Source organism: Lapidilactobacillus bayanensis, from assembly GCF_003946695.1.
GTDB classification, from domain to species: domain Bacteria; phylum Bacillota; class Bacilli; order Lactobacillales; family Lactobacillaceae; genus Lapidilactobacillus; species Lapidilactobacillus bayanensis.
Window position 1 is genome coordinate 180336 of the sequence record NZ_RHOX01000001.1, and the last position, 14383, is coordinate 194718.

Here is a 14383-nt window from a genome sequence, read left to right on the forward strand (position 1 = left end):
CAACAATTCCCAGTAGCAAACACCAACAGTAACCAGAAGAGCTTCGTATTCGCAAAGCGTCTAATTATGATAAAATAACAACGAGGAGATAAATACATGACGATGAAATTTATAGTAGGCCGCCAGCAAGACGATGTTAATGCGCGGCTTTATCAGCAAATTAGTGATGATTACGCCACTAATCAGCAGCAACAATTCATTTGCTTAGTACCTAATCATATTAAGTTTAATAGTGAAGTGCAAATTCTAAGCCATTTAGCCGACGCTCAGCCCAATTTAGCCACCAAGGGAATTATTGCCAGCAGCCGTCTACAAATTTTGTCTTTTTCACGCTTGCTCTGGTATTTCTTGCGTGATGATCCTAAATATCAACAGCCGCAATTGTCGCCGGCAGCCCAAGCGATGTTTCTAAGTAACTTTTTGCATGATCAGCGTGAAAAATTGCCGCTCTTCTTCGGGGAAAGTCGCAAAATGGGCTTTCTCGAACAACTCGGCCAGCAATTAAATGAATTGCTCCAGGGCAATTTTGCCGTGGCAGATCTACAAGAGATGTTGACGAAGTTGCCGGAGCAAGAACAAGTTCCTGGTTCGACTTTAGAAAAGCTCAATGAATTGAGTTTTATTTTTGAAAACTATCAGTCTGCAATCGCCAATAAGTTTATCACCAATGAACAATTAATGGCTTATTTCATTGGTCAAACGGAGCGGCGTGATTTCACGAATTTTAAAATTTATTTAGCTGGTTTTTCTGAATTAAACCAGCAACAAGCACAACTTATTCATCACTTTGATCAGCAGGGGGCCACTGTTTATTTGACCCTTTATTTAAATCCAGATCTGAAAAATCAAGACATCAGTGCCCAATATTATTTTCATGGGCCACTCAAAATGTTGCGCCAATTTGGCTACACCGATTTAGGTAAGATTGCACCTGAAAACTGGTTAAGTTGTGCTCAAAAACGGACGTCGTCGGCTTTACAAGTGTTAGAAGATTATTGGATTGATTCAACTAACGGTCTGCCGACCACGGCGCAAATGACAACTGCAATGAAACAAGATGTGCAAATTTGGCGGGTCGATTCGTTAACCAGCGAAGTTCGCGGCGTAGCCAACTACATTCGCCAGTTAGTTGCCTTGCAAAATTATCGTTACCGTGACTTTTTAGTGTTAGCTGATAATTTACCAGATTACACCGCTACGATTGCAGCCTTGTTTAAGCAGAATGAAATTCCTTTTTTCAGTGATCAACAGATACCGATGGCTAATTATCCCTTGGTGGTTTTTATTAAATCACTCTTAACCATTACGCAAAATCCGCAAGGGCGCGAAGATTTATTTGTTTTACTGCGGACTGAATTATTAGTCCCAGTAGAAATGAGCTTAACCGACTTTCGCCAACAGTTAGATTGGTTAGAGAATTACGCCTTGGCCTTCGGTATTCGCGGAGCAACTTGGCTGAATCCGCAGCCTTGGACGATTGATGGGCCTTACGTTCGTCATGCTGTCGCAAATAACCAACTACCACCAGAACAAGCGGCCCAAATGGCGGCAATCGAAAACCTGCACCAGTTCATCGCCCAAGTCTTTAATAAATGGCGTGCTAATCTTAAAAAAGTGGTCACGGCCAAAGATTTTGCCAGTTGCTTATATGATTTCCTTAATGATCAACACGTGATTGCTACACTGCAACATTGGGAACAGACTGCTGTTAAGCAAAATGATCTGGCGCTTGCGCAACAGCCGCGGCAAACTTATCAAGCCTTTATTGGTTTGCTGGATGATTACGTCACGATTTGGGGTGAGCAGGCTTTTGATTTACCGGTTTTTATTGACTTGTTAAATGCTGGCTTTAATAATACCGAATTTGCCCAAATTCCAGCAACATTAGATGCTGTCTTGGTTTCAAAAGCAGGGATGGTTCAAGGACAGACTCAGCAAATCACAATTATTCTCGGAGCAACACGAGACAACTTGCCCGCGCAAACGCAAACCAATCAATTAATTGATGACCAAGAACGGCGCTTAATTAATCAATATTTAATCACCGCGAATAAACCACAGCAACTGGGGGAAGCTACCAATGAACAATCGGTTGAACAACCTTTACGCTATGGTTTAATCTTCTTTAGTTCGCAACAACGGTTAATTTTTACCTATCCGCGGCACAGCGACGGTCACGCAGAGAATCAATTATCACCGTATGTTGCTCGTATTCAACAACAATTTCAATTGCCAACAACGACTTTAAGTGACTATCCACATCAAGAAAGTCGAATTCTGGATTTCGCGGCCTCAAAGCGCAGCGTCGTTGGGCCTTTATTACTGCTCAATCGCCAAATGAAAACTCAAGCGCTGCCGCTACCTGCTGCTTGGCAATGGGTTCAGCAGCTTTTGCAAACAACCGATGACCATCATTTCTTTAAGCAACTTCTCGCCAGCTTAGATTATCGCAATCAACCACAAAATCTAACTTCAGAAAACGTGCAGAAGTTATACGGCCAACATTTATTTAGTTCGGTTTCGCAGCTGGAAAACTTTTACATGAATCCGTACGATTATTTCTTAAAATACGGTCTAAAGTTACGAACACGTGCAGAATATACTGTCGATAGTGCGAATACGGGCACATTTTTCCATGATTATTTGGACCACTTCGTCAAATTATTAACGGAGCGTCAATTCAAGCCAGAAGAATTAACCCAGGTGCAATTAGACGCATTAAATGAAGAAATTGGCCAAACATTACTGGGTAAAACTGACTATCAAATTCTAAATGGTCCGGGGCAAATGCATTATTATCGCCGCCGCTTAAGTAAAACCAGTGCCTTTATGACCAATGTACTGATCGAACAGGCCGCTCATAGTTTCTTACGACCATTAATGACCGAGGTTCAATTCGGGATTATTGAGGGTAGTCAAGGACTGCCGGGATTGGAATTAACTTTAGCAGATGCGAAACGACTTTCTGTCCGGGGTAAGATCGACCGGATTGATGTTGGTAGTGTCGCCAACAACGATTATTATCAAGTGATCGATTATAAATCAGGTGACAAAAAATTTGATTTCACACGTGCTTATCACGGCTTGTCCTTGCAGCTACTGACTTATCTGCAAACTGTGGCGAATAATCAACAGGCGTTGCAACTAAACGCTGCCAAACCAGTTGGGGCGTTTTATATTCACATTGCTGACACGCCGTTGAAATATGCTGAACACTTAAATATTCAAGAAGAGCTGCTCAAAGATCATCGCTATAAAGGCTTGTTAATTGAACAACCGCAAGCTGATTACTTAGCAAACCTAGATCCGCAAGCTAAGAGCAGTCATTCTTTGCTCTATCCGATTAAATACACGAAGAAGACAGACACATTCAAGTTAAGCAGTGCCAACTCTGGCGTCACTGCAGACGAATTACAATTATTATTACAGCATAATCAAGATCTATTAATCGCCGCCGCTAATGAAATTTTTTCCGGCGAATTAAGAATTGCGCCTTACAAATTAAGTGATCAGGAAACCGGCTTACAATATACTGATTACAAATCCATTATGATGTTTGATGCCATGCTACCGGAGAACCGCTATCGACTTTTACCGACCTTGGCTAAAGATGACGTGTTGGCCAAACTAAAATCAGCAAAAGGAGACGAAACCGATGCCTAAATTCACAGTGCAACAACAAGCTGCTATTGATCATCAGGGCCACGATATTCTCGTTTCGGCCTCGGCTGGTTCTGGTAAAACCACCGTCTTAGTCAAACGAATTATCGAAGAAGTGCTTCATGGTGTGCCACTGGATCAATTATTAGTGGTAACCTTCACCGACGCCGCGACTGCCGAGATGCGTGAACGAATTCGCCAAGCACTAAATGATGCCGTTGATCAAGCACCAACAACAACCAAAAAACAGGCGTTACGGCAACAACTGAATTTATTAAACACCGCACAAATTAGTACACTCCATTCGTTTTGTTTAAAAGTCATTCAGAAGTTTTATTACTTACTGGACTTAGATCCTAACTTCAGACTACTAGCAGATGAAACAGAAAAGGAATTAATTAAAGAACAAACTTGGGCCAGTGTGCGTGATCAACATTATGATCAGGAAGATGAAGACTTTTTCCAATTAGCAGAACAATTTGGTAATGATCGCTCTGACCAAGGTTTGGCTGACGCAGTTTTTGAGTTATATGAGTTTGCTATTGCCCGACCGCAACCATTAGCTTGGCTTGATAACGTGGCCCAATCCTATCAAACTGGTGCGTCTATCAGCGACAGTCCCTATTTTCAAACTAAAATTCGGCCAGTTCTCTTAGACAGCATTCAAGAATTAGCAACGGCTTTTACGTCGTTGTTAGCACAAGTGGTGACGATTACTGACGATAAAGGGGCATTGACGGATCTTTTCACCGCTGATCAAGAGTTGCTCCAAAAGATAGTGACAACAAGTAGGGCAGCGTTAGATTATCGAACGCTCGCTACTCAATTACAACAGATCCAATTTCCCGCTCGTTTCACAGTTAAAGCGAAAAAATATGCCGAAGAATTAGCCGCACGGCAAAACTTCAAACAACAACTTGATAATGTTAAGGAAAGTTATCAAACCCTTTGCGACCAATATTTCTTCGCGCCGGAAGCAACACTGCTTCAAAGTCAACAAGCAGCCAGTAACGTCTTGCACAACCTAGTCGCCGTCACCAAAGAATTTATTAAAGCCTACCATGACGAAAAGCAGCGCCTCAAGGCATTAGACTTCAGCGATTGGGAACAATTAACTTGGGCCTTATTAATGTTTGAAAAGGATGGTCAACAGCCTGTTCAAACTTATTACCGTCAATTGCTCCACGAAGTTTTAGTCGATGAATATCAAGATATTAATCCGTTGCAAGAGGCAATCTTACAAGCCGTTTCTCAGGACGAGCCGGGTAATTTATTCATGGTTGGCGATGTGAAACAATCAATCTATGGTTTCCGGCAAGCCGACCCTAGTAAATTTTTACAAAAATATCAGGAATTTAAGGCCGACGATGTTACCGGTGAGCGAATTATTTTAGCCGAAAACTTCCGTTCAACGGCTAACATTAATCAAAGTACCAACTTTTTATTTCAACAGTTCATGCATCATGACTTGGCGGAATTGGATTATGACCAAGATGCACAATTGGTGACTGGTGCTCAAGATTATCCAGCCGATTTAGAAACAACGACTGAGATTTTACTTTACGAAACCAAACCAACGACGACACAAGCTGCTGACGCTCAACAAACCAGTTCAGAAACAGCAGACGTTGAAACAACTAGCGCCTTGACTAAAGACGAGGCGCGCATTCAACTACTCAGTCAAAAGATTAAGCAACTGCTGGCAGATCCATATCAGATTTATGATCGCAAAGCCGAAACAACGCGAGCCATCACGTATAGCGACATTGCGATTCTAGTCCCAACGCGCCACGATAACTTAGCCATTGTTAGTGAGCTACAAACTCAGGGCATTCCTGTTTTCGTTAAAGATGCAAACGATTATTTCCAAACGACGGAAATTCAAGTCATGTTAGCCTTTTTAGAAATTATTAATAATCCGGAACAAGATATTGCACTTGTCACAGTCTTGCGATCACCAATTGGCAACTTTAACGAGAATGACCTGGCTGCAATTCGGGGGACGAATAAGAGCAGTAATTTTTACCACGCGCTCCAAACAGCCGCGCAAACGACAACTAACGAATTAAGTCCACGTCTGCAAAATTTCCTGCACTTATTAAATCATTTGCGTGACTTCGCCGTCCAACATAGTATTGCTGATCTCGTTTGGGAAATTTATCAGCAGACTGGTTATTTAGATTATGTCGGAGGGATGCCAGGTGGACTGCAACGAGCGATGAACTTGCACGCGTTGTATCAACGAGCTTTTAGTTATGAACAAACCAGCTTTAAGGGATTATATCAATTCATTAATTTCATTAAGCAAATGCAGGCTCATGAGAAAGATCTCGCTCAGGCTCAGGTTGGCGAAAGTGATCAAGACGCTGTGCAATTAATGACGATTCATGGTAGTAAAGGACTAGAATTTCCGGTGGTGTTCATTTTTAACTTGGACCATCAGTTTAATCAAAGTGACGTGCGTCGCAATAAAGTTGTGCTTGATGGCAAATATGGCGCGGGAATAAAATATGTCGATTTAGCGCAGCGCGTGAAATATCCGACTCTGATTGATAATTTCATTCGTCAACAACACCAACAAGCAGCTATCGCCGAAGAAATGCGGCTGTTGTATGTTGCCATGACCCGTGCTAAACAAAAGTTGATTATGATTGGCGCCACCGACAGTTGGGAAAAGATATGCCAGACTTATCAAGTCACCGACGACCATTTGCGGCCATTATTGCCCACTAATTTACGACTACCAAGTAAACTGCAAAACTTTTTTCAGCTGATTATGCCGGCTGTTCTCCGCGCAAAAACTTTACAAGTCCGTGGTTCTAATTCACAACCTGCAAGTTCATTATTGCCAACGACTGCTCAATTTGTAATCGAACTTTTTAATCAAGCTAACTTAAGTAAAGCGGTTGTGCCGGCAACGAATCCGGAAACGGTCGGTGCCGTCGAAGTCCCGTTTACTAAGTTGGATCAAAAGTTACAAGCCACGATTGAAACTTTATTAAACTTTCAATATCCACACCAAACGGCAACTCAAACCACAGCTTATCAATCCGTTTCTGAAATTAAACAAGCTTTTACAGATCCGGATCAATTCCAATTAAGTTTCTTACCGTTAACCTTGTCCGCAACAACTGGGCAGCAAACGGCAACAAATTTACTACCACCAACTGATTTAGGCGGTCGCCTCGTTAGTGACGACTTTCCTAAGCCGAATTTTATGACACAGCAACAAAAAGTGACTGGCGCACAAGTTGGGACGGCCACACATTTAATGTTGCAGCGGGTTGAATTGCAACGCCTAATTGACTTAGACTATTTAGTAGCATTACGCCAGCGGTTAACTGACCAACAATTAATTTTACCGGAAGTAGCGGCACGAATTAATTTACCGGGAATTGTTGATTTCTTCCAAACGCCATTAGGTCAGTCTTTACAAGATCAACAAAATCGCGTCCAACGCGAAGTCGCCTTTTCATTATTATTGCCAGCCCAAGCAATTTTTAAAATGCCTGACGAAACAGAGATACAAAACCTATTAGTCCATGGTATTATGGACGGGTATGTAATTAATGACGACCAAGTCACATTGTTCGACTACAAAACTGATTACGCCGGCCACGGCCCGCAACAACAAAACCGCCTAGACGAACTCACCACCAAGTACCGCGGCCAACTCAACCTCTACGAACAAGCACTAAGCAACATGCTCCAACGACCAGTTGACCACAAGTATCTATATTTCCTAAACGCAGGAAAAATAGTCGAATTATAGAGCGCGAAAGGCAACGGGTTGATTGCGTAGCTCTAACGAGGAAGCACAGCTGGGTGTTAACCCAGATGGGATTTCTCGTTAGACATAGCAATCAGTTGCCTTGAGCGTATTTCCACAAATACAAACAAATTTTCATGACAAACATAATTAAGAACGGAACAGTTTTTAAATCCGTTCTTGATTAAAAGGAGCGGGGAAGTTGGTAGATAAAGTTTATGCCGTCGTCGATTTGGAAACGACTGGCACTCAACGCCATGCTGGCAACAAAATCATTCAGTTTGGCTGTGCAATTATCGAAAACGGCACCATTACAGAACATATTTCTTTATCGATTAATCCAGAGCGCACGATTCCCCGCGAAATTCTCGAATTAACTGGTTTAAAGGCAAGTAAATTGGCCAACGCGCCGACTTTTGATGAAGTGGCGCCAACTTTACGTGAACTACTCGCTGATAAAATATTTATTGCTCATAATGTTAATTTCGACTTACCATTTCTCAACGACGCCTTCACCGAAGTGGGTATTGAACCAATTACACCGATTGCAATCGACACCGTTGAATTGGCTCAGATCATGTTGCCACAGGCCGCTAGTTATCGTTTGAAAGACTTGAGTACTTTTCTGAACATTATTCATGAACATCCTCACCAAGCAGACAGCGATGCCATTGCCACAGCCAAAATTTTTATTTTATTGCTAAATCAATTGCAACAATTGCCCCGAGAAGTATTACAACAATTAGTTCAGCTAAGCCAATACTTGACGCAACAAACTGGTCAGATCTTCGAGCAAGTTTTGGTTAATTGCAGCACTGAGCAATTGCCTGCTTACCTGCAACAAGTTGGCGAGTTTACCGTTCGGCGAATCAAGCACCAAGCAGCCACCACCGATCAACATCAGAACAACAATTATCCAGAAACAGTCGATGACAAACGTCAGCAGTTTGACCAGATTATCAAACCACGAACCGCCCAATTTGCTATGATGGATTTTATTCATCAACATGTTAATGACGCCGACCAGACTAACTTAGTGATTGAAGCACCAACTGGCGTCGGCAAGTCACTTGGTTATTTGTTCCCGCTATCTTATGAACTCACTAAAGCACCGGCGCAACGACGACTCGTGATCACGACATCAACGACCGTTTTGCAAACCCAGCTTTATCGTCAAGCGGTTCCATTATTGGCACACTTGCGTAATCAACCACTCAGCGCAGCGCTGTTAAAAAGTGCCAGTCACTATTTAGACTTCGATCGTTTTGCCGCTTATTTACGGCATGGCGCTAAAAATCGGGGAACCGCCATCAACGAAATGCGGATTTTGGTATGGCTAACTCAAACGCAAACTGGTGATTTAGACGAGTTACAAATTACCAATTATGATACTGAATTTTTCCAGAGTATCAATCATTTGCCAACGTTAGTGCCAAGTAGTTTGTATTATGAGGTCGATTATTGGCATCAAGTTGTTAAGTTGGCTCAAACTGCCGCAATCGTCATCACTAACAATGCTTATTTAGCACAACACTTGGCGGATTTTAGTGGCAACCAAAATATCTTAGTCGTTGATGAAGCTCAGCACTTCGCTGAAGATTTGACGAACAGCTCCCACGGTTATTTCTCAGTCATGCAGTTACACAATCGTTTGAACCAAACTGCTGAAACTTTGCACAGTTTGGCGGATAACAACGACGCCGAGCCGCTACTGGAAAAAATGCAGCCCATAATTCTAACGAGTCAGTTATTCCTAAATCAAGCACAACTATTAACTCAGCAATTAAATGATCAAGTCATCTTATTAGCGGGTCAGAACTTTATTCGCAAACCCGTCTATTTAGACGAAACAGACTTTCAGCAATCATTAGCACCGTTAACCTTAGCCTTAAATCAATTAATTGATAATTTAGATAATTATTTAAATGCGACGGAAACTTTGGAAGCAAGTTTGGGCCGCACCGAATTACGCTTAACTTCCGCGCAAAAAATGACAGAATTGATCTTTCAAAATAATAAGTTAGAAAAAATCCTCGCTTATTTATTGGCGGCAGTAGCTCACTTACAGGACAGTGAATTTCGTCAATATGGCTTTTACTTAGCTTTAGATGATGATGGTGTTAACTATCGGTTCAATTGGCTAGCAAAATCTCACGATAAGTTGCGTCAAGCACTGAATCAACAATTTCCCACTCAGATTTATACGGGCGCGTCATTGGCCATCGGTTCAGATTTCAGCTACTTTTTAGAGCAGCTTGGCTTTACTGCAGATGATGTCCAGTGCTTGCATTTGGCTTCACCATTTCAGTATGAAGAAAAGGCAGAATTGTTATTGCCTCAAGAAACCTATTCACCTAGTGAGAACGGCGCCGACTATGATAATTGGTTAGCGAGCACGATTTTACCAATTCTTCAACAAACTAACGTTCAAACTTTGATCCTCTTCAATTCTTTGGCTAGTATTCATAATGTTTATCAACGCTTGCAGCGAGTTATTGGCTTCAAACGAGAAATTATGGCTCAAGGAATTACTGGTAGTAATGACAAAATTGCCAAACGTTTCCGACTTTCCAAGAACGCCATTCTTTTAGGCTCACAAAGTTTCTGGGAAGGAATTGATTTTCCCGGTGAACAATTGTTATTGCTAATTATTACGCGGATTCCCTTCGAGTCACCGAAGAATCCGACGACGCATTATCGCAATAGCTTGTTAAAAGCAGCCAATCAAGCGCCGTTTCCTGTTGATACCTTACCAAAAGCCATTTTGAAATTAAAACAAGGGTTTGGTCGCTTAATTCGGACAGAAACCGACCGCGGGATTGTCTTAATGATGGACGAAAGAGTGATTAATAGTTCCTATGCGACTAAAGTACAGCGGGCCTTTCCGCCGAAGCTGCCCAAAATCATTTTACCTAATCAGCAATTAGGACGACATATTCGTGATTTTTTTAAAGAATAATTAGCACTACCAGGCATTGGTGAATGAACAGCAATCTAATTGGTGCAAAATTACTGAATATTTTTAATTAGACGGCTTTCAAGTCAACAATCTTTTGCTATAATGATTACAACCTTACTGTTATTAGCTCGGTGATTTTTGAGAAGGGAATTGACAACGTGCATAAACGAAATATTGTCTTAGGAATTGTTGTTATCTTGGTGTTACTCGTTTTTAGTGGCTATAAGATTGCGACCACACCTCGTAATACCTTAGAGAAGCAAAGCATTACCATCAGTAAAAAGGCGGCTCATCTAACAACGACGACTGATTTCATGATCTATCATCGTGCCCAAACCTATTATTCAGTCGCTGGTTACACGCAAGACAATCAACTTAAGTACGTTGTGATTAATGGTAAAAGTGGGAAGATTAAAGTCCTCTCCACGAAAAAAGCTTACACCAAGGCTAAAATTACCAAACTTGTCACGAAGAAATATCACTTTGCTAAAATTTATGGTATTGATTTAGGCCTACGTCAAGGCCAACCAGTTTGGGAAGTTGCCACAAAAACGGCAGCGGGTAAGCTTGATTACCGCTTGTTAGACTACTATACTGGTAAAACTATTGAACAAATTGAAAACTTATAAGTTGGGAGCAATTTAGATGGTACAAAAAATTCGCATCATCGACGCGAAAGATCACGTTGATGAAGAGGTCAAAATTGGCGTTTGGTTAACCGATAAGCGTTCAAGTGGGAAGATTTCTTTCCTACAATTACGTGATGGCTCAGCCTTTTTCCAAGGTGTCGTCGTTAAAAGCCAAGTGTCAGAAGAAGTCTTTGAAACGGCCAAAGGGTTACATCAAGAGAATAGTTTTTATGTGACGGGTGTTATTCATGAAGATAGCCGTTCTCACTTTGGTTATGAAATTGAAGTGAGTGACATCGAAGTTGTCTGCGAAAGTGAAGGTTATCCCATCACACCTAAAGAACACGGTGTTGATTTCTTATTGGATAATCGTCATTTATGGTTACGTTCGAAGCGGCCATTTGCCATTATGCAAATTCGCAACGAAATGATTCGGGCCACTTACGAATTCTTCAATCAAGAAGGTTTCATCAAGATTGATCCACCAATTCTGACAGGCTCTGCTCCTGAAGGTACCACTGAACTATTCCATATTGAATATTTCGACAACGATGCTTACTTAAGTCAAAGTGGGCAATTGTATATGGAAGCTGGTGCGCAAGCATTTGGTAAAGTTTTCTCATTCGGTCCCGTTTTCCGCGCTGAGAAGTCCAAGACTCGCCGCCATTTAACTGAATTCTGGATGATCGAACCAGAAATGGCCTTCACTAACCAAGCTGAAAGTCTTGAAGTTCAAGAGAAATATATTGCTTATTTAGTCCAAAGTGTCATTGATAATTGTGAATATCCATTGCATTTATTGGATCGCGATATCGAAACTTTGAAGAAATATACGAAGTTACCTTATCCACGTCTTAGTTATGATGATGCAATTAAAATGTTACAAGCAGCTGGTTATGAGACGAAGTGGGGCGACGATTTCGGCGCACCAGAAGAAACTTACATTTCTGATCAGTTCGAACAACCAGTTTTCGTCATGAACTATCCTAAGGCCATTAAGCCTTTCTATATGAAACCAGATCCAACTCGTGATGACGTTTATCTTTGTGCTGACTTATTAGCACCGGAAGGTTATGGCGAAATCATCGGTGGTTCTGAACGTGAAACTGACTATGAAACTTTGAAGCAACAAATTCAAGCAGCCGGTTTAGACGAGAAGGAATACGAATGGTATCTTGATTTACGTCGTTATGGTAGCACACCACATTCTGGCTTCGGTCTTGGCTTTGAACGGGCAATTACTTGGATCTGCCACTTAGATCACTTGCGCGAAGCAATTCCATTCCCCCGCATGATCAACCGGATTTACCCATAGAAAAGGACCTGTGATCAATGACTAAATTAACAATTAATGATTTAGTCGGGACACCACATACTGCAATTGCCAACTTGATTTTAGATTACTATGCCGAACTCGGCATGGATGATCATCAGTTGGCAATTTTTCTACAGATTATTAAATATAGCCAGGCGAATGAGAAGTTTCCAACGCCCAATGAATTGGCTAAAGTGGTGAAGCGACCAATTAGTGAAATCTATCAGTCACTGCAACAAATGACACAAAAAGGGTTCATTCAAATTAAAAGTTTTATCGACCATGATCAGCATATGGATCAATATGATCTAGCCCCGTTTTTTGAGCGTTTAAGTCGTCTGTTGGACAACCAAGATACGGTGGCAAACTTTCAAGCTGAACAAGCTGACGTTTCTAAGTTATATCAAGAAATTGAAGTCGAGTTCGGCCGGACGTTATCGCCGATTGAAATGGAAACAGTCGATAGTTGGCTGAATCGCGATCATTTCTCAACCGAAATTATTCGCTTAGCTTTACGAGAAGCCGTCTTGAATGATGCCCGCTCATTTAAGTACATCGATCGCATTTTATTAGATTGGCAGAAGCGCCACATTAATAATGCCACCGATCTAGAACGCTATCGGGCTAAATTTCAATAGGTGAGGTGAGTTTAATGTTAAACAAGAAACAAACACGCTGGGCTGTTGAGCAAATTATTGTGCTGTATCCCAATGCCACGCCAAGTTTAGATGCGCGAACACCGTTTCAAGTTGCAGTCAGCGTCTTATTAAGTGCACAAGCCACCGACGTTTCAGTTAATTTGGCAACACCGGCCTTATTCGCGGCACTGCCAACACCGGCAGATTTCGCTGCGGTGACGCCAGAACAAGTTGAGCCATACATCAAGTCAATTGGCCTTTATCATAATAAAGCCAAGCATATCGTTGCCATGTCGCAAAAGCTCGTCAATGAATTTAACGGAGAAATGCCGACAACGATGACAGAATTAACCTCATTACCAGGAATTGGTCGCAAATCGGCCAGCGTTATTCTCGGCGATGCGTTTGGCATACCAGCCTTTGCCGTTGACACACACATTACCCGAATTGCCAAGCGTCTTAAGATTGCCCAAGAAAAAGATTCTGTTTTGCAGATTGAAAAAAATATTACGAACGCACTACCCAAAGAGCAGTGGATTGAGGGTCATCACGCCATGATCTACTTCGGTCGGGAAGTTTGCTCGGCTCGTAATCCTCAATGTCTAACTTGTCCCTTGCTAGAAATTTGTGCCTTTGGCCAGCATTATGTTAAGCAAGCATGACGCGTCAATCCTAAGATAAAAATTGGTGATTGAAAATTGATAATGTGGTAATACTAAGCAAGTTGCCCAATCTCAAATAAGATAACTGCTTTAATTGACTAAATAACTGTCAAAATTACCGTGTTTAATTGATCGAGAATAAAATCAAGCCAAGATTATTGTCACTTTGAACATTAGTTTAACGACTTTTAGCGTTGAAGGAGAAATTCCAACAACGCTTTTTTGTTGCCTTAAAAATGGGGACTACTTTGAATTTTGTAAGCAGTTAATAATCGACCGTCATTGAAAGTAAACACGCCCCGTTTCGGCTTTGATCGAAACGGGGCGTGCTGTGTTATTAGTGTCTTTAGACCCGGTTGAGTACGCATAGCGTGTGAAACAAAAAACCACCTGCTGTGCAGGTGGGTGTTCATTATGCAATTTGCTTTTTGCTTCTTGGCTGTTGATTCCATGGCAAATAGGCATCTACCTGCTCATCTCTAGCGAATACAGATAACTGTGACATTTCATGTAAAAGATATTCAATATATTTGCGTGGGTCAAGACCATTGGCCTTGGCAGTTTCAACTATTGTCATCCAAATTGCATTAGCTTCGGCACCTTCTGGACTCGTGGCGAAAAGCCAATTCTTTCGCCCAATTACGAATGACTTCATATTGCGTTCGGAGGCGTTGTTACTTAGATCGATTTCTCCGAAATCCAGAACCCTGTTGATGAGTGCTCGCTGATTTTGGGCATAGGTTACGGCGAT

8 protein-coding genes are annotated in these 14383 nt (G+C 41.7%); 7 read left to right on the top strand and 1 reads right to left on the bottom strand.

Annotated elements, in window-relative coordinates:
* Positions 1-96: 96 nt before the first annotated feature.
* The 7 genes from EKM65_RS00850 to nth all read left to right on the top strand — a co-directional run bounded on the left by EKM65_RS00850 (position 97) and on the right by nth (position 13632).
* The gene (locus EKM65_RS00850) at positions 97-3663 is read left to right on the top strand and encodes a PD-(D/E)XK nuclease family protein (protein WP_125604552.1); all 3567 of its coding nucleotides are present in this window, start codon (positions 97-99) and stop codon (positions 3661-3663) included.
* Positions 3656-7432, top strand: a complete 3777-nt coding sequence (gene addA / locus EKM65_RS00855; RefSeq protein WP_125604554.1) for a helicase-exonuclease AddAB subunit AddA — start codon at positions 3656-3658, stop codon at positions 7430-7432. The genes EKM65_RS00850 and addA overlap by 8 nt, the downstream gene beginning before the upstream one ends.
* Positions 7433-7631: 199 nt before the next feature.
* Complete coding sequence (locus tag EKM65_RS00860; protein WP_125604556.1) at positions 7632-10388, top strand: helicase C-terminal domain-containing protein; 2757 nt, start codon at positions 7632-7634, stop codon at positions 10386-10388.
* Positions 10389-10546: 158 nt separating this feature from the next.
* Entirely contained in the window at positions 10547-11017 is a 471-nt protein-coding gene (locus EKM65_RS00865; RefSeq protein WP_125604557.1) for a cell wall elongation regulator TseB-like domain-containing protein, read from the top strand.
* Between the two features lie 16 nt (positions 11018-11033).
* Positions 11034-12332: an asparagine--tRNA ligase gene (gene asnS, locus EKM65_RS00870; protein WP_125604559.1), complete on the top strand. Its 1299-nt coding sequence runs from the start codon at positions 11034-11036 to the stop codon at positions 12330-12332.
* A gap of 17 nt (positions 12333-12349) precedes the next feature.
* Positions 12350-12970 (top strand): DnaD domain protein, encoded by a 621-nt coding sequence (locus EKM65_RS00875; RefSeq protein ID WP_125604561.1) that lies wholly within the window; start codon positions 12350-12352, stop codon positions 12968-12970.
* Between the two features lie 14 nt (positions 12971-12984).
* Entirely contained in the window at positions 12985-13632 is a 648-nt protein-coding gene (gene nth, locus EKM65_RS00880; RefSeq protein WP_125604563.1) for an endonuclease III, read from the top strand.
* Between the two features lie 412 nt (positions 13633-14044).
* Here nth and EKM65_RS00885 read toward each other — a convergent pair.
* A partial coding sequence (locus EKM65_RS00885) for an IS66 family transposase (protein WP_164506759.1) occupies positions 14045-14383 on the bottom strand: 339 nt, incomplete at its 5' end.